The 20,839-nt window shown below is 64.9% G+C and carries 18 protein-coding genes; 11 read left to right on the plus strand and 7 right to left on the minus strand.

Annotated features, from left to right (window positions below; all coding sequences use genetic code 11):
* Positions 1–362: 362 nt before the first annotated feature.
* The 8 genes from aprB (at position 363) to DFW101_RS09390 (ending at position 10,043) form a co-directional block, all read left to right on the plus strand.
* Entirely contained in the window at positions 363–854 is a 492-nt protein-coding gene (aprB, locus tag DFW101_RS09355; protein ID WP_009181265.1) for an adenylyl-sulfate reductase subunit beta, read from the plus strand.
* 51 nt (positions 855–905) lie between these two features.
* Complete coding sequence (gene aprA / locus DFW101_RS09360) at positions 906–2,903, plus strand: adenylyl-sulfate reductase subunit alpha (protein ID WP_009181266.1); 1,998 nt, start codon at positions 906–908, stop codon at positions 2,901–2,903.
* Between the two features lie 156 nt (positions 2,904–3,059).
* Positions 3,060–4,301, plus strand: coding sequence for a CoB--CoM heterodisulfide reductase iron-sulfur subunit A family protein (locus DFW101_RS09365; RefSeq protein WP_009181267.1), 1,242 nt, complete (start codon positions 3,060–3,062; stop codon positions 4,299–4,301).
* Between the two features lie 5 nt (positions 4,302–4,306).
* Complete coding sequence (locus tag DFW101_RS09370) at positions 4,307–6,604, plus strand: hydrogenase iron-sulfur subunit (RefSeq protein ID WP_009181268.1); 2,298 nt, start codon at positions 4,307–4,309, stop codon at positions 6,602–6,604.
* A gap of 12 nt (positions 6,605–6,616) precedes the next feature.
* Entirely contained in the window at positions 6,617–7,816 is a 1,200-nt protein-coding gene (qmoC, locus tag DFW101_RS09375) for a quinone-interacting membrane-bound oxidoreductase complex subunit QmoC (RefSeq protein ID WP_009181269.1), read from the plus strand.
* A gap of 14 nt (positions 7,817–7,830) precedes the next feature.
* Positions 7,831–8,517: a hypothetical protein gene (locus DFW101_RS09380; RefSeq protein ID WP_009181270.1), complete on the plus strand. Its 687-nt coding sequence runs from the start codon at positions 7,831–7,833 to the stop codon at positions 8,515–8,517.
* A gap of 201 nt (positions 8,518–8,718) precedes the next feature.
* The gene (locus tag DFW101_RS09385; RefSeq protein ID WP_009181271.1) at positions 8,719–9,426 is read left to right on the plus strand and encodes a Crp/Fnr family transcriptional regulator; all 708 of its coding nucleotides are present in this window, start codon (positions 8,719–8,721) and stop codon (positions 9,424–9,426) included.
* 2 nt (positions 9,427–9,428) lie between these two features.
* Positions 9,429–10,043, plus strand: coding sequence for a Crp/Fnr family transcriptional regulator (locus DFW101_RS09390; protein WP_009181272.1), 615 nt, complete (start codon positions 9,429–9,431; stop codon positions 10,041–10,043).
* Between the two features lie 200 nt (positions 10,044–10,243).
* Here the strand turns inward: DFW101_RS09390 and DFW101_RS09395 are convergent, their stop codons facing one another.
* Genes DFW101_RS09395 through DFW101_RS09405 form a run of 3 tightly spaced genes read right to left on the minus strand, consistent with a single transcriptional unit; the run spans position 10,244 to position 12,480 of the window.
* Entirely contained in the window at positions 10,244–11,413 is a 1,170-nt protein-coding gene (locus tag DFW101_RS09395) for a GNAT family N-acetyltransferase (protein WP_009181273.1), read from the minus strand.
* 31 nt (positions 11,414–11,444) lie between these two features.
* On the minus strand, positions 11,445–12,119 hold the full coding sequence (locus DFW101_RS09400; RefSeq protein ID WP_009181274.1) for a class I SAM-dependent methyltransferase: 675 nt from the start codon (positions 12,117–12,119) through the stop codon (positions 11,445–11,447).
* A 19-nt stretch (positions 12,120–12,138) separates the two neighbouring features.
* Positions 12,139–12,480 (minus strand): STAS domain-containing protein, encoded by a 342-nt coding sequence (locus DFW101_RS09405; RefSeq protein WP_009181275.1) that lies wholly within the window; start codon positions 12,478–12,480, stop codon positions 12,139–12,141.
* Positions 12,481–12,680: 200 nt separating this feature from the next.
* Here DFW101_RS09405 and DFW101_RS09410 point away from each other — a divergent pair, with 200 nt between their 5' ends.
* Complete coding sequence (locus DFW101_RS09410) at positions 12,681–13,751, plus strand: GGDEF domain-containing protein (RefSeq protein ID WP_009181276.1); 1,071 nt, start codon at positions 12,681–12,683, stop codon at positions 13,749–13,751.
* A gap of 169 nt (positions 13,752–13,920) precedes the next feature.
* On the opposite strand, the gene DFW101_RS09415 is transcribed toward DFW101_RS09410, so the two are convergent.
* Positions 13,921–14,721, minus strand: coding sequence for a MogA/MoaB family molybdenum cofactor biosynthesis protein (locus DFW101_RS09415; protein ID WP_009181277.1), 801 nt, complete (start codon positions 14,719–14,721; stop codon positions 13,921–13,923).
* Between the two features lie 99 nt (positions 14,722–14,820).
* On the opposite strand from DFW101_RS09415, the gene rfbA reads away from it, so the two are divergent.
* Positions 14,821–15,690, plus strand: a complete 870-nt coding sequence (gene rfbA / locus DFW101_RS09420) for a glucose-1-phosphate thymidylyltransferase RfbA (RefSeq protein ID WP_009181278.1) — start codon at positions 14,821–14,823, stop codon at positions 15,688–15,690.
* A gap of 310 nt (positions 15,691–16,000) precedes the next feature.
* On the opposite strand, the gene DFW101_RS19790 is transcribed toward rfbA, so the two are convergent.
* Entirely contained in the window at positions 16,001–16,150 is a 150-nt protein-coding gene (locus DFW101_RS19790; protein ID WP_009181279.1) for a hypothetical protein, read from the minus strand.
* Positions 16,151–16,336: 186 nt separating this feature from the next.
* Between DFW101_RS19790 and DFW101_RS09425 the strand changes: the two genes are divergently transcribed.
* A complete protein-coding gene (locus DFW101_RS09425; protein ID WP_009181280.1) occupies positions 16,337–18,913 on the plus strand; it encodes a hybrid sensor histidine kinase/response regulator in 2,577 nt (858 codons plus the stop codon).
* Here the strand turns inward: DFW101_RS09425 and DFW101_RS18985 are convergent.
* Positions 18,910–19,473, minus strand: coding sequence for a hypothetical protein (locus DFW101_RS18985; RefSeq protein WP_009181281.1), 564 nt, complete (start codon positions 19,471–19,473; stop codon positions 18,910–18,912). The two genes, DFW101_RS09425 and DFW101_RS18985, sit on opposite strands and share 4 nt — an antisense overlap.
* Complete coding sequence (locus DFW101_RS09430; protein ID WP_009181282.1) at positions 19,463–20,803, minus strand: AAA family ATPase; 1,341 nt, start codon at positions 20,801–20,803, stop codon at positions 19,463–19,465. The genes DFW101_RS18985 and DFW101_RS09430 overlap by 11 nt, the downstream gene beginning before the upstream one ends.
* Positions 20,804–20,839: the final 36 nt, after the last annotated feature.

The raw sequence follows: 20,839 nt of genomic DNA on the forward strand, positions 1-20,839 counted from the left end.
GGCTCGGGCGGGGAGGCGCGCGCGGCGTTTTTGGGGGACGTGAAAAAAAGAACTTTCCCCTTGACGTGGCTTGCGGCGCTTGTTAAATCGGTCACAAGCTATCCGTTGGTAGATAGAGAAAAATAGCGATTTCGGGGACTTGCCCGCCAACAGCGCGGGCCGGGACGTACCCGTCCCGCCGGTTCCCGGCGACGAGTTTTTGGCATCGGCACCAAGCGACGCTGGCACAAAGGCAGGCCGGAAGCGGCGACGCAACCGCGGCGCGATTTCCCGGCACGCGGATGTCCTTTGGCGCAACAGCGTTTAGCTCTTACTGGATTGGGCGCTGGGTGTACAACAACTAAACGTTTGGAGGACTAACTATGCCTACCTTTGTGGATCCGAGCAAGTGTGACGGATGCAAAGGCGGTGAGAAGACCGCGTGCATGTACATTTGCCCCAATGACCTGATGATCCTGGATCCTCAGGAAATGCGCGCCTTCAACCAGGAGCCGTCCGCTTGCTGGGAATGCTACTCCTGCGTGAAGATCTGCCCCCAGGGCGCCATCTCCGCCCGCCCCTACGCCGACTTCGCTCCCATGGGCGGCACGTCCATCCCCATGCGCTCGGCCGATTCCATCATGTGGACCGTGAAGTTCCGCAACGGAAACATCAAGCGCTTCAAGTTCCCCATCCGGACCACCCCCGAAGGCTCGATCAAGCCGTACGAGGGCAAGCCCGAGGGAGCGAACCTGGAAGACGAACTGCTTTTCACCGAGACCTCCCTGGCCACCCCCAAGGAAGCCCTGGGCAAGAAGTTTGACGTCACCGGCGCCGACACCACGCAGTGCTGGCTCGACGGCTTCTGCAAATAGTTCCGATCCAAAACCGCTAGCTACTTATCCACCCTACGGAGGACCAATATTATGCCGACAATTCCCGTGAAGGACGAGCCCAAAGGCGTTGCCCTTGCCGAGCCGGAACTGATTGAAAAAGACGTTGACATCCTCCTTGTCGGCGGCGGCATGGGCTGCTGCGGCGCCGCCTACGAGGCCTGCCGCTGGGCCGACAAGATCGGCGGGATCAGCATCATGCTGCTCGACAAGGCCGCCCTCGAGCGCTCCGGCGCCGTGGCCCAGGGCCTGTCCGCCATCAACACCTACCTGGGTGAAAACAACGCCGACGACTACGTCCGCATGGTCCGCACCGACCTCATGGGCCTCGTGCGCGAAGACCTGATCTTCGACCTCGGCCGTCACGTCGACGACTCCGTCCACCTGTTCGAAGAGTGGGGCCTGCCCTGCTGGACGAAGGACGCTTCCGGCCACAACCTCGACGGCGCCCAGTCCAAGGCCGCCGGCGTCTCCCTGCGCACCGGCGCCAAGCCCGTCCGCTCCGGCCGTTGGCAGATCATGATCAACGGCGAGTCCTACAAGTGCATCGTGGCCGAGGCTGCCAAGAACGCCCTGGGCCAGGATCGCTACATGGAGCGCGTCTTCATCGTGAAGCTGCTCCTGGACGCCAACACCCCCAACCGCATCGCCGGTGCGGTCGGCTTCTCCACCCGCGAAAACAAGGTTTTCGTGTTCAAGTCCAACGCCATCCTGGTGGCCTGCGGCGGCGCGGTCAACGTGTACCGCCCCCGTTCCACCGGTGAAGGCATGGGCCGCGCCTGGTACCCCGTGTGGAACTCCGGCTCCACCTACACCATGTGCGCCCAGGTCGGCGCCGAAATGACCATGATGGAAAACCGCTTCGTCCCGGCCCGTTTCAAAGACGGTTACGGCCCGGTCGGCGCGTGGTTCCTGCTCTTCAAGGCCAAAGCCACCAACGCCAAGGGTGAAGACTACTGCGTCACCAACCGCGCCATGCTGAAGCCCTACGAGGATCGCGGCTACGCCAAGGGTCACATCATCCCGACCTGCCTGCGTAACCACATGATGCTGCGCGAAATGCGCGAAGGCCGCGGCCCCATCTACATGGACACCGCCGGCGCCCTCCAGGCCACCTTCGCCAACCTGTCCGCCGAGCAGCAGAAGCACCTTGAGTCCGAAGCTTGGGAAGACTTCCTCGACATGTGCGTCGGCCAGGCCAACCTGTGGGCCTGCACCGACACCGAGCCCGAAAAGAAGGGCTCCGAGATCATGCCGACCGAGCCGTACCTGCTCGGCTCCCACTCCGGTTGCTGCGGCATCTGGGTCTCCGGCCCGGACGAGCCCTGGGTTCCGGAAGACTACAAGATCCACGCCGACAACGGCAAAGTCTACAACCGCATGACCACGGTCAACGGTCTGTGGACCTGCGCTGACGGCGTCGGCGCTTCCGGCCACAAGTTCTCCTCGGGCTCCCACGCCGAGGGACGCATCGTCGGCAAGCAGATGGTCCGTTGGGTCGTCGACCACAAGGACTTCAAGCCCACCCTGTCCGTGACCGCCGCCGAGCTGGCCAAAGAGATCTACCAGCCCTGGCACACCTTCAAGGACAACGTCGGCGTCTCCACCGACCCGGTCGTCAACCCGAACTTCATCAGCCCGCACAACTTCATGATGCGCCTGGTCAAGTGCACGGACGAGTACGGCGGAGGCTGCGCCACCCTGTACACGACCTCCAAGACCCTGCTCGACACCGGCTTCCAGCTCCTGCAGTACCTCGAAGAGGACAGCAAGAAGCTGGCCGCCCGCGACCTGCACGAGCTTATGCGCTGCTGGGAGCAGTACCACCGTCTGTGGACCGTCCGTCTGCACATGACCCACATCATGTTCCGCGAAGAGACCCGCTACCCGGGCTTCTACTACCGCGGCGACTTCCTGGGTCTGGACGATTCCAAATGGAAGTGCTTCGTCAACTCGAAGTACGATCCGGCCACCAAGGAAACCAAGGTCTTCAAGAAGACCTTCTACCAGATCATTCCCGACGCTCAGTAGGGATGGCCAGAGCGGCCGCGGGCACCTGCCCGCGGCCGCTTTTTAACGGTCTTACCCGGGCGGATGGACCGTGCATTGACGCCTGCGGCGGGGGCGGTCTATCCTCGCGGATCAGGCCGTTTTCTTGCTGGCCTTAACCATTGCCGGGAGGTTGCGATGTCGAGCAACGCGATACTGGTCGTCGGCGGCGGCTTCAGCGGCATCACCGCCGCGCTGGAAGCCGCGGAGGTCGGCCACGAGGTCTACATCGTCGAGAAAAATCCTTTTCTCGGCGGCCGGGTGATGCAGCTCAATAAATATTTCCCCAAGCTGTGCCCCCCGTCCTGCGGTCTGGAAATCCAGTTCCAGCGCATCAAGAACAACAAGAACGTCAAATTTTTCACCCTGGCCGAAGTGACCAAGGTCACGGGCAAGGCCGGCGACTATGAAGTCACGGTGAAAATCAAGCCCCGCTACGTCGAACCCGGCAGCGTCGATCTTTCCGAGACGGTCAAAAAGCTTTCCAAGGACGTCAAAAGCGATTTCGAATTCGGACTCGGCGAACGCAAAGCCCTCTACATGGACGTCCCCTTCGCCTTCCCCAGCCGCTACGTCCTCGAAAAGGAACGCTGCACCAAGGAAGACCTGGAACTCCTCTCCGGGGCCGACGTGGTCAACCTCGACGACGCCCCCAAGGAAGTCGTGCTCAAGGTCGGCAGCATCGTCTATGCCACCGGCTGGAAGCCCTATGACGTGACCCGGCTGACCAACCTCGGCGCCGGCAACGTCGCCAACTGCGTCAGCAACATGCAGCTCGAGCGGCTGGCTTCGCCAAGCGGCCCCACCCAGGGAAAGATCCTGCGGCCCTCAGACGGCAAGGCCCCCCGTTCCGTGGCTTTCGTCCAGTGCGCCGGTTCGCGCGACGAAAACCACCTCAACTACTGCTCGTACATCTGCTGCATGGCCTCGCTCAAGCAGGCGGCCTATGTCCGCGAAGCCTATCCCGACGCCCGCGTGACCATCTACTACATCGACCTGCGCACCCCGGGCCGTTACGACAACTTCGCCAAGCGCATCCTGGCCGATGACCGCATCAATGCCGTCAAGGGCAAGGTGGCCGCCGTGGCCGAGGACGCCGGCACTGGCGACGTCATCCTGACCGTGGAAGACGCCGTCTCCGGCATCAAGTCCGACAACCGTTTCGAACTGGTGGTTCTGGCCACCGGCATGCAGCCGAGCCTGGCCGGCGAACGCCTGCCCGTGGACGTGCCCCTCGACGAGATGGGCTTTATCGTCGGCGGCGAGGAGAAGGGCATTTTTGCCGCCGGTTGCGCCGGCACGCCCCTGGACGTCATGAAATCGGCCCAGTCCGCGACCGGCGCGGCTATGAAAGCAATTGCTCTGGTGAGAGGGAGGTAGCGGCGATGGCCGAAAAAATCGGTGTGTATATCGACGAATCGAGTGTCGCCCCGCTTCTTTCCGCTGAGGAGTTGGTCGCGTTCGTCAAGGAAAAGTGCGGCGGTGCCTGCCCGATCGTCAAGTCCCACAAGCGGCTGTCGAGCGAAGCCGGCGTGGCCATGATCAAGGCCGACGTCGACTCCGGCGAAATCGACGCCGTCCTTATCTGCGGCACCTCGCCCCGGGTGGACTGGGACGTCTTCAACTTCGGCGACAAGGTCCTGACCGACCGCGTCAACCTGCGCGAGTTCGTGGTCCTGTCCTACAAGAACCCCGACGGGTCGCCCGTTGCCCCGGGCGCGGCCACGCCCCGGGAGCTGACCGCCATGGTGCGCGACTACCTGCGCATGGGCGTGGTCAAGCTCCAGAAGATGAACAGGCCCAACCCCGAGATGCTCGAAACCGTCAAGACCATCCTGGTCCTTGGCGGCGGCTTCACCGGCCTGAACGCCGCCCTGTCGGCGGCCGGCGCGGGCTCGGAAGTCATCCTGGTCGAAAAGGAAGGCGTGCTTGGCGGCAAGGCCGCCGGCCTCTACAAGACCTTCCCCATGAGCTACCCCTACCTGGAAGCGACCGACACCGGCATCGACACCCTGATCGCCAAGGTGGCCGGCAATTCCCGGATCAAGGTTCGCCTGAATACCACGCTGAAGCTCCTGGCCGGGGCCCCGGGCCAGTACGAGGCCACCCTGGCCTCGGGCGGCTCGGAAGAGAAGCTGCCCATCGGCGCCGTCGTCCTGGCTGCCGGCTGGACCCCCATGGACACCGAGGTCCTGGCGCCCTTCGGCTACGGCACGCTCAAAAACGTGGTCACCTCGGCCGAGTTCGAGGCCATGGCCAAGGCCGGCGACATCAAGCGCCCGTCCGACGGCCGCGCCCCGGCCACGGTCGCCTTCCTCGTCGACGTGACCAAGCTCATGGAGCCAAAGGCCGCCCCGGCGGTCGAGGACGCTGCGGCCGCCGAGGCCAAGCCGGCCGAGAAGAAGGACGGCGAGGCCGAAGAGCCGGTCGTCACCTTCAATCCGATCAAGACGCCCAAGCACCTGGCCTACGCCTCGGAGCTGACCAGCCTCGTGGCCCTCAAGCAGGCCAACTACGTGCGGGAAAAGCTCGGCGACGCCGTGGCCATGATCATCTACGACAACATGATGGTCCCCGGCATAAACGAGCGCTACTACAAGGCCGCCCAGGACAACCCCGGCATCATGCTGACCAAGGGCACGGTCACGGGCGTGACCGAAGAGGGCGCGAGCCTTGTCATCGCGGCCAAGGACACCCTTCTTGGCGGCGAGATCACCCTGGCCGCCGATCTGGTCGTCCTGCCGACGGGCATGGTGCCGGCCACGGCGCTCGACCCGGTCGTCAACCTGCTCTACCGCCAGGGTCCGGCCTTCCCGGACCTCGGCCTCTTCGACGGGTTCGCGGATTCCAACTACATCTGCTTCCCCTACGAGACCCGCCGCACCGGCGTCTACGCCGCCGGCTGCGTGCGCCAGCCCATGACCATGGCGCAAGCCAAGGACGATGCGGCCGGCGCGGCCCTGAAAGCCATCCAGTGCGTGGAATCGGCCAGCCGAGGCGTGGCTGTCCACCCCCGCTCGGGCGACCTGTCCTATCCGGTCTTCAACTTCGTGCGCTGCACCCAGTGCAAACGCTGCACCGAGGAATGCCCGTTCGGAGCCCTGGACGACGACGAGAAGGGCACGCCCAAGCCCAATCCCACGCGCTGCCGCCGCTGCGGCACCTGCATGGGCGCCTGTCCGGAACGCGTCATCTCCTTTGACAACTACAACGTCGACATGATCGGCTCCATGATCCGCGAGTGCGAGATTCCGCCCAAAATCGAGGACGGCGGCCCGCGCGTCCTGATTCTCGCCTGCGAGAACGACGCCTACCCGGCCCTCGACATGGCCGCCCTTCGCGGCCAGAAGTGGAGCCCCTACGTGCGCATCATCCCGGTGCGCTGCCTCGGATCGGTCAACGCCATCTGGGTGGCCGACGCCATGAGCAAGGGTGTGGACGGCGTGATGCTCCTTGGCTGCAAATACGGTGACGACTACCAGTGCCACTTCGTCAAGGGCTCCGAGATCTGCAACCGCCGCAAGGAAAACATCGCCGAGTCCTTAAAGCGCCTTGGCGTTGAACCGGAACGCGTCGAGCAGTACCAGGTGGCCATTGACGAATACGACCAGGTGCCTGGGATGATCGACCAGTTCATGGATATGGTCCTCAAGATCGGTCCGAACCCGTTCAAAGGCTATTAGGAGGGAGGCTCCATGTCTTACGCCGAGCGTATCAAACCCGATCTGCAGTTCGTCAAGGATCTGCAGGCGGCCGGTGGCGAAGCCTGCAAGAAGTGCTACCAATGCGCCACCTGCAGCGTGGCCTGCCCCCTGGCTCCGCCTGAGAACCCGTTCCCCCGCAAGGAGATGGTCTGGGCCCAGTGGGGCCTCAAGGACCGCTTCGAGGGCGACATCGACATCTGGCTGTGCCACAACTGCCAGACCTGCTCCGAGCTGTGCCCCCGCGGGGCCCGCCCCGGGGACCTGATCGCGGCCATTCGCAACATCACCTACCGCGATCTGGTCAGCCCGAGCATCATCGGCAAATGGATGACCTCGGCCAAGCATCTGCCGAAGCTGATCGCCATCCCGGCCGTGCTCTACCTCTTCATCTGGCTTCTGAGTGTCGGATTCCACCTGCCCGAAGGCGAGATCGTCTACGGCAAGCTCTTCCCCGGGGACTACACCATCGACCCCATCTTCGGCCTGGTGGCCCTGTTCGTGGCCTTCACCTTCTACAAGGGTGTGACCAAGCTGTGGAAGAGTTTCGGTACCACCATCCCCACCACCCTGCATATCGGGGCGAAATCCAAGAAGCCGACCCTGGTCGAATCGATCAAGGCCGTGATCCTGGACGAGGTCGCCACCCACGTGAAGTGGAACGAGTGCGGTAACGATAACACCGAGCGGTACAAGGGCCACCTCTCGCTCTTCTACGGCTTCGTGGCCCTGGCCATTGTCACGTCCATCGTGGCCGTGTCCCACTGGGGCGGCAAGATCGTGCACTTCATCGCGCCGCTTGGGCACACGCCCATGCCGCTGTGGAGCCCGGTGAAGCTTTTGGCCAACGTCGGCGCCATCGCGCTCCTCTACGGCCTGACCATGCTGACCCGCCGCCGCCTGAACGTCGATCCCGCCAAGTCCACCTCGTCGTTTTACGACTGGTATCTGCTCGGGGTCATCTGGGCCGTGGGCCTGACCGGCCTTGGCGCGGAGATCTTCCGCCTGGCCGACGTGGCCGCCCTGGCCTACCCGACCTATTACCTGCACCTGATTGCGGTTTTCATGCTGTTCGCCTATCTGCCCTGGTCCAAGCTCGGGCATTTGGTCTACAGAACCACGGCGCTGGTGTACGCCCATCAAGCTGGGCGTCTCCCCCTCAAACGTGAAGAAGAAAAGATTTTCAGGGTCTAATAAAGGAGGATACCATGGCTGAAGCGCGCAAGGTCTTCCCCATGAACGCGTTCGTGTCGTACCTGAAAGGCGTCGACAAGGAAGGCAACAAGAAAGCCGTGGCCGAAATGGTCGGTTACATGGCGGGCATGGAAATCGATGCGGAGCTCGCTCCCTTCGCCGCCGCCCTGGCCAAGGCCTGGATATACGAACAGCACCCGGAACTGGTCCGCATGAGCACCGGCGAGCTCGGCGCCACGGCCCAGAACGTGTCCGTGGCCGTCATGCCGCCGGACGTCGTGGCCGAGGTCAACGCCCTGTTCGCCAAGCTGACCGAGTACAAGCAGAGCAACGACTCCATGTCGGCCAAGCTTGAGAAAGTCGAAAAGGAACTGGCCGAGAAGACCGCCATTCTCAAGGACGTCGACGTCCGCCTGAAAGCGGCCGAAGACAAGGCCAAGCGCCTGGAAGCCTCGTCCAAGGACGAGGGCGAGAAGGTCATCGTGGCTTCCGAAGCCAAGGTTGTCGAATACATCGGCAAGGTTGACGAGCTCTTGAAGATGATCGAGGACGTCAAGAAACACGGCGTCGTGACCGTGTCCGGCGGCGGTGCCGCCCCGGCCGGCGGCGCTGCCGCCGGAACCGGCGAGCCCGTGGTCGGCGGCGAGCCCGCTGCCGACTTCGGTTTCGGCTCCGACGCCTTCGCCACCGACAAGTGGTAGCAATCGGCCCGCGCCGATAGGCAAGGGGAGGTCCTCGGACCTCCCCTTTTTTTATGGGGAAAGCCTCCTGCCCCGGTGGCTGGAAATCTTCCCAAACGGCCGTTGCCGGCAGGCGGGCGGCAGGATAGCATTGCCGGGGCGCTTGGCGGGAATGTCTCGGCGGGACAGCCTGGCCGGCCGCCGCATGCCAGAAGGAGTCGCATGGACCTGACCGCACGGATGGTGCTGTTGCGCTCGCTGCCCTTTTTCGGCGGCCTGCCCGAAACGCGCCTGACCAGGCTGGCCGCCGGGGCGGCGGTATCGAGCCACGCCCCGGGCGCGCTCATCGCCGGCCGGGACCGGGAGGGCGACGCCTTTTACGTGGTGGCCTCGGGCCGGGCCAGGATCTTTCGCATGGACCGGGAGGGCCGGGAGCAGACGCTCTACGTCCTTGGGCCGGGCGAGCCCTTTTGCCTGTGCTCCCTGGTCGACGCCGGCGAACCGCCGGCCCTGGCCGCGGCCCTCGAACCGGCGCGCGTCCTGGCCTTTCCGGCCCGGGCCCTGGCCGAGGCGACCCGGGAGGACCCGGAGGTCCTTTTCGACCTCTTGAAGCTCCTGTGCCGCCGCCTCAAGGAGGCCATGGCCATGATCGAGTCCCTGGCCCTGCGCGACCTGCCGGGGCGGGTGGCCGCCTTTCTGCTGCACCAGGCCGCCGCTGCCCAGCCCGGCCAGGGGGCCGGCCAGCAGGTCCGGCTGGCCGTCAGCCAGCGGGAGCTGGCCAAGATCGTCGGAGCCACGCCGGAGGCCCTGTCCCGGGTTCTTCGCCACCTGTCCGAGGCCGGGCTCCTGACCGTCAAGGGCCGGGACGTGACCTTGCGCGACCGGGCGGGGCTGGCCCGCGAAGCCGGCCTGACCCCGGAGGGCGTCTAGCCATGGAACGGCTCCACGGGGCACAGGCCGGGGACCTGCGGGCGCTCATGCGCGGCCTGCCCCTGTGGGCGGATTTCGCGGACGAGGACCTGGACCTGCTGCTTGCGGCCGGCGCGATCCGGTTGTGCCGGTTCGCGGCCGGGGAGACCGTGGTCGAGGAGGGCAACTACGAAAAATCGTTTTTCGTGCTTCTGGGCGGCGCGGTCCGGGCCATCCGGGGGGGGCGGCAGGTGGCGGCCATGGCCGGGCCGGGCACGGTCTTCGGCGAGATGAGCTTCATCCTCGGCAAGGGCAGGACGGCCACGGTGGTGGCCGACGGACCGGGCGAGTGTCTGGTCGTAGACATGGGCTACGTGGACTTTCTGCCAAGCCCGGAGCGCGAGGATTTTCTCATCCGCATCTTCCGGCGGCTGGCGGCCATCGTGTCCGACCGCCTCGGCTCGGCCAACGCCCGAAAGGCCGCCCTCCTCACGGCCATGCGCGAGCGGCGCGAAGCCCTGCGCGCCCACGTGGCCCGGGAGCGCGAGACCCTTTTGAACCTTCGCCGCGAGCTTTCGGCCCTGGACACGGCCGACGACGAGGAAGTCCTGCGCCAGCTTTTGGACCGTCGTTTCTGACGTGGGGGAGGAAAGGAAGAATGCCTCCGGCGGCCGGGAGGGGGTCACCCCCTCCCGGACCCACCCGAAAGGGGCTGGCGGGGGTAGGGCCCATCCCCGTCGGGGGGGACCGGGGGGAATCATTCCCCCCGGCGGGTCCAGGGCAGAGCCCTGGTGGGGTTTGGGGCAACGCCCCAACGGGGTCCGGGGCGGAGCCCCGGCTAGGGGCGGCGGGTGGGGACGAGGTCGTTGAGCTCTTCGATGTAGTGGCGTTCGAGCTGGTTGACCCGGTCGATGTGGGTGCGAAAGATCATGTCCATGCGCGGGTCGAAGAAGCGGTGGCTGCTGTAGCTCGACACCGAGACGAAGCCGCGCCGGGCCTTGTGGGCCCCGCCCATGCCGGGATCGTAGCGGGTGATGCCCCGGCCGATGCCCCAGGTGATGGGCGCGTAGTAGCACAGCTCGAAATGCAGAAAGGGGATGTCCTCGAAGGCGCCCCAGTAGCGGCCGAAAAGGAGCCTATCCTTGTGGGCCAGCATGGCCAGGGCCACCGGGTCGCGCCGGCCGGCCTTGTAGGCGGCGGCAAAGGCCAGCCGGTGGCGAAAGGCTTCGGGCATGCCCTCGAAGAACTCCCCGGTCAGGTAGCGGCAGCCCCAGGGGCCGAACTTGGCGTTGGTCCGGTCGTAGAGCTCGCGCATGATCGGGAAAAACGAGTCCGGGATGTCGTCGCCGGAGACGACCTCCACGGTGACGCCGGAAGCGGCCAAGGCCCGGCGCTCGTGGCGGACGGCCTTTCGCCGGTTGGCGTTGAGCGTGGCCAGGAAGTCGTCAAAGGACCCGTAGCCCTGGTTGTGCCAGAGATAGCCCTGGTGGCGCCAGGCCGTGAACCCGTGGTCCTCGGAAGCGGCGGCGAATTCGGGCTCGGTGAAAAGAAGGGCCGCGCCCTGGACGCCGTTGCCCAGGCAATACTGCTCCATGGCCTCGAAGAGCCGCCGAGACAGCCGGGTCTGGTTGTAGTGCGGATCGGCCAGGAAGCGCAGGCCCGTGGCCGGCGTGAAGGGGCTGGCCCCGACCAGGCGCGGGTAGTACGGCAGGCCGAGCCGGCTGGCCGCTTCGCCCCAAAGCTGGTCGAAGACGAACTCCCCGTCGGAGTGCCACTTGAGGTACATGGGCAGGGCCCCGACCAGCCTGCCGCCGGCATGGGCCAGCAGGTGGTTGGGATACCAGCCGCGCCTCGGCGCGGCGCTGCCCGAGTCCTCCAGGAGCTTCAACCACTTCCATTCGAAAAACGGCGTGTCCAGGCCCTCGGCCAGGGCGTCCCAGGACGCGGCGTCGATCTCGCTCATGGAGCGGGCGAAGCGCAGGGTGAGTTGCTCGCTTGGCACGGTCATTGCCGGACCATACGCCACCGCCGGGCGTCTGTCACCCGTCCCGCCCGTCCTGCCCGCCCGGACGGCGCAAAATGCTCGTGCGCCACACCCCGTTCTCGAAATCGAGCCGCTCCCAGCCGGGCGCGGCCGCGAAGATGGGCGCGTACTTTTCCCACTCGCTGTTATCGAGCACCAGAAAGCCGCCGGGCTTGATCCGGCAAAAGGCGTTCAGGGCGCAGGCCACCCGGGCCCGGCCGTCGATCAGGACGAAATCGAGGCTCTGGGACGGGAAATCCAGGATGGCGTCGGCATAGGCCGCGAACTCCGGCTTTTCGAGGACATAGCCGGTCTGGCGCCAGATGGCCGGCCGGGCCTCGGGCCGGCCGGGGCCGTCGCCCGGCGGTACGAAGCGGCATTCGACGCCCGCGATGCCCTCCCGGTCCAGGAGTTCCAGCACCCGCCGCCGCCACTTTTCCTTGTGCTCCACCGTGACCAGCCGGGCCACCTGCCTGGCCGCAAAGGCGGTGCTGCGGCCGCTGCCCCACTCGAAGCCGACCATGTCCGGGGCAAGGCGGGCGCGAAGCCACCGGACTGCACCGGCGTTTATCCAGGGATAGCAGGGATCGAAGGCCATCCGGAGGACGGTCGGCAGGGACAGGACGGCCCGGACGGCCCGGCGCAGGCATTGGCCGGGGCCCGTCCGGCCGGGCGCGTAGCGGATGAGCATGGTCCGGCCGGAAAACCGGTCAGCAGGCCTGGGCGGCCCGGGCGGCCGCCACGTCGGGGTAGAGGGCGAATACCTTGCCCAGGTCCGCGATGCGAAAGACCTTGGCCACGCCCTCGCCCATGGCGCACAAGGCCACGCCGCCGCCTTCGGGCAGCAGGCGGTTTCGCAGGGTGATCAGCGTGCCTATGGCGCTCGAATCCAGGAATTCCACGCCGGAAAGATCGAGGAGCAGGACCTTCGGACAGGCGGAAACGCACGGGGCCAGGGCGCGCTGGATTTCCGGGCACACGGTATAATCGAACATCCGGGGCAGCCCCGACACCACGGTCAGGGAGCCATGCTGGGTCACGTTCAGATCCATGTCACCTCCAGGCCGGCCAAGGGGCGGCATAAGGCCGTTTACCACGGGCCCGCCCCGGCCGGCAACCGGCCCCGGCAGGTGAAATTCCCCTTTCGGACTGGCCGGGATGCGTGTATGTGGGGAGAATTGGCAAACCGAAAAGCGCTCCCAGGCTGTGTTGCGCCTCTCATCCCGCGCCCCGCGCGCAAAAGGTGGGCAAGGTGTCCATTCCCGTCGTGAACAAGGAAACCGATCGCGCCAGGAGCGCCGCCGCCTCCGGCGTCTGCTCCGACTCCGTCTGCGCCATGCTCGACCGGGTGGGGGTCCCCCGCGACTCCAAGTGGCGGGGACTCATCCTCTACATGCGCAGCATCAAGAACTACGATTTCCTGGACAACGACCAGAAGGAACAGACCCAGGCCCTGGTCATGGAAGTGCTCCGGGCCAAGGACTTTTCCGAAGAAAAATTCCAGGAAGTCATCAAGGCCAACAGGCAGATCCTGAGCGCCCCCTGGAACCGGGCCCTTACCCGGACGCTGACCGAGACGGCCGCCCTGGTCCAGGAATTCCAGGATACGCTCTTTCGCCACAAGGGCGGGGTGCAAAAGCTCGAAAGCGTCACCGTGGAAGCCGTGGAATCCGGCGGCGACGTGGACCGGATGCTCGGCACCATCCGGCGGGGCTTCAAGGAAATGGCCACCATGATCGAGGAAGACGCCGAGAAGATGGTGGCCATGAGCCTGACCGACGGCCTGACCGGCATCCACAACCGCCGGGCCTTTGACGCCCACATCGGCCGGGCCGTGGCCCGGGCCGTGGCCGAGCGGCGGCCGCTTTCCCTTTTCATGTGCGACATCGACCACTTCAAGCGCTTCAACGACGAACACGGCCACCGCATCGGCGACCAGGCCCTGGTGGTGGTCGGGTCCATCCTCAAGGGCTTTGCCGAAGAGATGAAGCAGCTCGAGGACCGGGACATCTTCCCGGCCCGCTACGGCGGCGAGGAGTTCACCGTGGCCCTGGCAGACATCGAAAAGGACGAGGCCGAGGAACTGGCCGAGATCATCCGCCGCAAGATCGAGCGCTACAACTTCGTCATCCGCGACCCGGACGGCCAGATCCTGGCCTCGGGCATCAAGATCAACGTCAGCATCGGGGTGGCCGAACTCCTCACGGACTGTCCGGTGGCGGACATCGACCATCTGGTCGACGCCGCGGACAAGGGCCTGTACCTGGCCAAGTCCTCGGGCAGAAACCAGGTCCGGGCCTATATCAAGCCGCAAGCCTCCTGACGCCGCCCGCCCCGACGCCCCCCCGCCACCGGCCATACCCCCTCCCGCGTTCCCCTCTCCCGCCACCCCCTCCCGGGGGGTCCGGGGGGATGATCCCCCCCGGCGGAGAGGGCCAGGAGAGGCAGCGCCTCTCCTGGCCGCCGGAGGCATCTTATCTCCCTTCCCTTACTTACCCCTGGCCGCAGTCGGCCGGGTCGCCCCGGAGCTTGGCGAGGCCGTGGGGGATGGCGGGCAGGACGGCGGCCAGGGTCTCGCGCACGGCCTTTGGGGAGCCGGGGACGTTCAGGATGAGGCTTTGGCCGAGCGTCCCGGCCACGGCCCGGGACAGCATGGCGTGGGGCGTCTTGGCCAGGGACGCGGTCAGCATGGCGGTTTCGAAGCCGGGCAGGCGCTTTTCGATGACGGCCAGGGTGGCCTCGGGGGTGGTGTCCCGGGGCGAGAGGCCGGTGCCGCCGGTGGTGACGATCACGTCGAAGCCCTGGGTCAAGGCCAGATCCACGAGAAGCGCCTTCAGTTCCCCCGGCTCGTCGGGGAGCAGATGCCCCTTGGCCAGGGACAGGGTGAGGGCCGCGGCAAAGGCGGTCTCGATGGCCGGGCCGGCGGCATCGACGCGAAGGCCCTGGCTGCCCTTGTCGCTCATGGTGATCCAGGCCAGGGACAGGCCGTTTCTGGCCGTGGCGAAGGCGGTCTCCCCGGCCGGCAGGCGGCCCGCCGCCAGGGCGGCGGCGGCCAGGACCCGGCTGGCCGGGACGTCGCCCTGGCCGGGGCGCAGGAAGGCGCCGATGACCTGCAGGGCCGGGCCATCGCCTTGGGGGGTGAGGACGGTGCCGGCGGAGAGGCGGGGCAGCCGGCCGGCGGCGGCGACGAGGGCCGGAACGTATTCCGGGCTGGCCGTTTCGACGAGGCTGAGCCGGTCGCCCCGGGAGAGAGAGAGGGGGGCCTCGGCGACAAGGCGCAGGCAGTGGGACATGGCGGCCTCCTTGGCGGGCCTTGCGGTTTTCGTGGCGTTGGGTCAAAAGCGTCCCAACGATACGTCCGGCACGGGCGGGTTATCAAGCGAGGAAACGGGATGAAAGGCATCATACTGGCGGGCGGTTCGGGAACGCGGCTCTATCCCATCACGCGGGTGGTCAGCAAACAGCTCCTGCCCATCTACGACAAGCCCATGATCTATTACCCGCTGTCCGTGCTCATGCTGGCCGGCATCCGGGAGATCCTCATCATTTCGACGCCGACCGACCTGCCGCGGTTCGAGGAGATGCTCGGCGACGGCGCGAGCCTCGGCCTGTCGATTGCCTACAAGGTGCAGCCCCGGCCCGAGGGGCTGGCCCAGGCCTTCCTGCTCGGCAAGGAATTCATCGGCAACGATTCGGTCTGCCTGGTGCTCGGGGACAACATCTTCTACGGCCAGGGCCTGGCCTCGGTGCTCCAGCGGTGCGCCAAACTGACCGAGGGCGGCATCGTCTTCGGCTACAAGGTGCGCGATCCGCACCGCTACGGCGTGGTCGAATTCGACGACGCCAAAAACGTGATCAGCATCGAGGAAAAGCCGGAACATCCCAAATCCAAGTTCGCGGTCACGGGACTGTATTTCTACGACAACAACGTGGTGTCCGTGGCCGAGGGCCTCTCGCCCTCGGCCCGGGGCGAGCTCGAGATCACGGACCTCAACAACGTCTATCTCCGGCAGGGCCGGCTCAAGGTCGAATTTCTCGGGCGCGGGTTCGCCTGGCTCGATACCGGCACCCACGAATCCCTGCTCCACGCGTCGAGCTTCGTCCAGGCCATCCAGGAGCGCCAGGGCGTGCTGGTGGCCTGCCTGGAGGAGATCGCCTACCGCATGGGCTATATCACGGCCGGGCAGGTGGAAGGGCTGGCCCGGGACATGCTCAAGAACAGCTACGGCCAGTACCTGATGGAGATGATCCGGGAAGGCTGAGCCCGGCCGGAATCGGCGGAGCGGCGGGAAGGCGGCGAAACGGCGGGAGGGCCCGGCCGGCGCCTGCCTCCCGTCCCGGACGCGGCAGCGAAAGACAAAAAAGATTTACCGACAGATGCCGCAAGGCGCCTGCCGGAATTCGAGGAAAGGATGCGTGACAGGCCGGCGGCCCCAAGGGGCCGCCGGCCTGTCACGCTTGCGGACCAGTGTCGCGTTCTCGAAATCCGCGCATACGACTTTCGGGAACAATAATTTGAAACAATTATTTTTTCTGTAAAAAATATGACCCTATTTTTTACAGAACGCCCCACTAGTGATGGTCGTGCTTGAGGGACTGGCGGATGCGCACGAAGGCGGTCGCCACGATAATGGCCATGTAGATGTAGATGGCCGTCACCCCGAAGAAGCCCTGCTCGGTGGAATGGCCCATATTCGTGACAAGTTCCGAAACGATGCTCATAGCCGTAACTCCTTCGGGTCATTTGGCGTGATAACGCGGGGATTTTTTTACGCCAGCCACGGCCCGCGCGTCAAGGGCCGACCACGGTCCGGCCGGGTTCTTTCGGAACGGACGGGGATCGGGGCGCGGAAAGACACTTTCGTTTTGTAACGACAGAAGATAAGTAAAACGGTCGGGAGCATCACTGTGACCGCAACGCCCACCACCCTGCCCGTCCCCGTGGCCAACCGCCGCGTCGCCGTCGCCGCGGGCCTGGCCACGACCTGCCTCCTGGCGGCCTTGCTGGGTCTCCTGGCGGGCTGGCACCAGGAGCACCACTGGTGGGTCTGGGAGGTCTGGGAGCTTCGGATTTTCTGTCTGACGGCCCTGGTCGTGGCCGGACTGCCGGGACTCCTGGTGGGGCTCCTGGTCGACCGCCAGCACAAGCTTCGGCTGGCCCTTTCCCGGCGGGAAGAGGAAGTCGGCACGGCCAGGGCCGACCTGGCCTGGACCAACCGGGCGCTCGTGGCCCTTGGCGCGGTCAACCACGAACTCATCCGGGCCACGGACCGGACGGGTTTTCTCGTCCGCGTCTGCCAGGCCCTGGTGGAAAAATCCGGCTACGGCCTGGTCTGGGTGGGCATGGCCGAGCCCGGTCCGGACAAGCGGGTGCGGATCGAGGCCCGGGCCGGGGAGAACGCCGCCTGGCTCGAAACCCTCGGCGCGCGCTACGACGACACGCCCAAGGGCCGGGGCCCGACCGGGACGGCCATCCGCGAAGGCCGCATGGTCCTCGTGTCCCGCTTTCAGGACGAAAACTTTTTCCAGTTGTGGCCGGGCCGGCCGTCCTCCCTCGAACACTACACCACGGCCCTGTCCTTCCCCTTGCGCATCGACGGCCGGGTGATCGGGGCCCTATCCATCTACGAGCGCCGGCAACGGGATTTCGGCCCGGAAGAGCTCGCCCTCCTCACCCAGATGGCCGACGATGTCTCCCACGGCCTGCAATTTTTGCATCTGAAAGCGTCCAGGGAACGCGTGACCACCATGCTGCGCCAGGCGCTCCGGGCCAGTTCGGCCATGGTCCGAACCACCCGCGAGCTGGTGGCCGGCGAGGCCGACCTGCCGGCCATAGCCGCCATGATCCTCAAGCAGGCCATGGCCCTGACCGCAAGCCCGCTCGGGGCCGTGGGCGTGGTCGAAGGGCGCACGGGCCGCCTGGACTGGCTGACCGTCTGCGGCCCCACCGGCCCCCTGGCCCCGGCCCTGGCCGAGGAATGCGACTACTATCCCGACGACAGCGGCCATTTTTCCGGTCCGTTCGCCGCCACCCTCAATGCCGGGGAATCCCTCCGCCACAACGCGCCCGTGTCCCTCGATGCCGTGGGGCCGTGCTTTCCCAACCGGGCCCAGGTCCACCGGTTCCTGGCCGTGCCGTTGCGGCGCACCGCCACCGGGCCGGGCGGCCTCCTGCTGCTGGCCGACGCCAAGGCCCCGTACAGCGACCGGGATGCCCGGACCCTGCAGCGGATGGCCGTGCTTTTCGACATGGGCGCGGCCCGGCTGCGGGTGGAAACCGAGCTCGTGGCCGCCAGACGCCAGGCCGAGGCGGCCAGCGAGGCCAAGACCCAGTTCCTGGCCAATGTCAGCCACGAACTGCGCACGCCCATAAACGGCATCCTCGGCATGGCCCAGCTGGCCATCCTCGAAGGAGCGGTCGGCCGCGATGCCGAATACTGGCAGACCGTGCGCGACGCCACGGACCGGCTGGTGGCCATCGTCGACAACCTGCTGGAGCTGGCCAGCGTCGAATCCGGGTCGCTCTCGCCCCTGCTGCGGGAATTTTCCCTGCGCCGGCTGCTCGAATCCCTGCGCGGCGCGTTTTCGGTCCGGGCCGGGCTGGCCGGCCTGACGCTTGGCCTCGACATCACCCCGGGCCTCCCCGACCGGCTGCTGGGCGATCCCTTCCGGTTGCGCCAGATCCTCGGCAACCTCCTCGACAACGCCATCCGCTTCACGCCCTCCGGCGGTGTTTCCATGCAGATCCGGCCCTTTGATCCCCGGACGGCGGGCGGACCGCAGCGGGTCTTCGTGGCTGGCGATTTCAACGGCATAAGCCTCGTTTTCACCGTGACCGACACCGGCATCGGCATTCCCAAGGACAAGCAGGCCGCCATTTTCGAGAGCTTCACCCTGGGCGAGGACCATCTGACCAAGCGGTTCGGCGGCACGGGCATGGGGCTTTCCATCGCCAGGCGTCTGGCCGAGCTCCTGGGCGGCAGCATCTGGGTGGAGAGCCGGCCCGGCTTTGGCAGCACGTTCCACCTGACGGTCCCCATGTGGCCGGTGTCGGACGAGGCCGGCCCAGCCCTCGCGTCGGCCCTGCCGGCCGACCTGCCGCCGCTGCGGTTCCTGGTGGTGGAGGACGAGGCCGTCAACCGGCTGGCCCTGGCCCGCAGCCTGCGAAAGCTCGGCCACGAGGTGCTGGAGGCCGGCAACGGCGAGGAGGCCCTGCGCCAGCTCTCCATGGAGCGGGTGGACGTGGTGATCATGGACGTGCAGATGCCGGTCATGGACGGCCTGGCCGCCGTGGCCCACATCCGCAACGGCGAAGTGCCGGGCACCAACCGCCGCCTGCCGGTGGTGGCCCTGACGGCCTACGCCCTGGAAGGCGACCGCAAGCGGTTCCTCGCCGCCGGCATGGACGAGTTCGTGACCAAGCCCTGCGACATGGACCAGCTCCTGCGCGCCGTGGCCAAGGTGGTCGGGAAGGTGGGGGGCTAGGCCTTTGTTTTACGGGACGCTTTGGCGGGGGATTTGAAAGAGCGCAGCAAGCGTGGCCGTTCCGCCAGCGCTCCGGTTTGCAACCACTCTACCGCTTTTTCAGCTTCATTCGCCGGATTGACCCAGGCGATTTTTCCAATTTCAGGCTGTTGCTCCAAGCAGTTTCGCAAACTTCCCCGAACCGCTTCATCCAAGGATGCAACTCGCCCATCCGTTTGCATGGCCGCGTCGATCAGATGCAAATCCTTGCTGATATTCCGGTAATCTTTTTCCGGGCAATCGCCACCACCGAACGCGCTCCACAGTTCCTTGTTTCCCGCTTCGGGCAACCGCACAAGTTTTCCTTTCCGCACCATCGCGGTCAGCCACGTGCTGCTGAACCGGGACCGGTGCTTGTTCCATTCAGCCAGGAGTTCCGGATTGGCAGCCATCCTGTGGCAAATGACCAGGACCGCTTCCAGGAACTCACGACACAGGCGGGATACCGGGTGGTCCGTTCCACCAGCCGACTGTGCCACGGAGGCATCGATGACGATGGCTTTTGAGATCTTATTTCCCATCGCGAGAAAGCCTTGTCTCCACGGCGTCGAGGTAGGCCTTCTCGGCATTGAGCGCGGTCATGTCGAAGTCCTGGGGCCAGTCGCCGAACGCGCCGTTCTCGTCGAGTTCGGCGCAGGTGACCGTGGTGGAGCCGTCTTCGGGGCTGCGGGAGAACCAGTGCAATTTGACGATGGCCGGATCGAGGTTGCCCTCGGCCACCAACGTTTGCACCCCGCGAATGAGAATGTCGGAATGGGTTTCGATGATGACGAGGACGCCGCGTTTGGAAGCTTCGGCAATAACGGCGGCGAGCCTGTATTGCGCAAGGGGGTGAAGGTGGATTTCCGGCTGTTCGATGTAGACGATCTGTCCGGGTTCGGCGGCAAGGAGAGCCACCAGAACAGGTAAGGTTTGTGAGACGCCGACGCCGACGTCGGCGATGTTGACAAGGTCTGCTGTGTCAGACTTTGTACTTTTTGGAAGACGTCCGACTTTTATTTCCACTTGAGTGGCATCAATCGAAGTAGCAAACACACCAGTGGTAAGAGAAAGAGCTTCTAAATATCGGCCAATTATCTGTATATGTTCCTGATTCTTTTGCTGCCAGTAATAAATTATACTGGCAACGTAGTTTTCAAATGTTCCTGGATAACTTCTACCAACATTTGAAGTCCTATACGTTCTTTCTGGGTTTCCTCGCAACCCTGGAAGGTGAATGATATTTTTTGAAATTTTAATCATATTATAAATATAAAAAAATGATTCAGAAAAAAAGTCTCCGATTTCTTCATCCCCTTGAATCCAGCTGACAGCAAATATATCCAAAAAACACCTTCGCACTATTTCAACAAAATACTTAATTTCTGACAAACTTTCATCAGAAAATCGTTCAGACTGTAAGGCTCTTTTCTCTAATTCTTTTTTGGTCATTCCTTTTTCAAAAACTATTTTTTTTAAAAAACTAGAGAAATATTCGACAGAGTGTATGTCAAAACTATTAACATCGTTCCCGACATACGATGTTCCTACGGCTCCAAATATCGAATGCAACGTAACTTTAAAGATACTGGAGATATCGCTTCGATCAAATGACAAAATCTGATCAGATTTCGTAAACCTCACATTCGGCCCATCCAATAAAAATACACCCGGATCGTACGGCGCTTCCAACGTCTGCTTCATCAGCAAAAGCGGCTGCATCATGCTTGACTTGCCCGAACTGTTGGCCCCGGCCAAGATCGTGAGCGGCGCGATATACAGCGTCTGCTCGCAGCTGATCGACTTGAACCCGGCCACGGAAATGGCTGTCAGACGGTCGTCTTTAGAGGAAGTGTCATTTGAAATTCGCATGTCTTCACCTTACCTCAAGCCGTGCCGACTGCAAAA

Source organism: Solidesulfovibrio carbinoliphilus subsp. oakridgensis (assembly GCF_000177215.2).
Taxonomy (GTDB): domain Bacteria; phylum Desulfobacterota; class Desulfovibrionia; order Desulfovibrionales; family Desulfovibrionaceae; genus Solidesulfovibrio; species Solidesulfovibrio carbinoliphilus.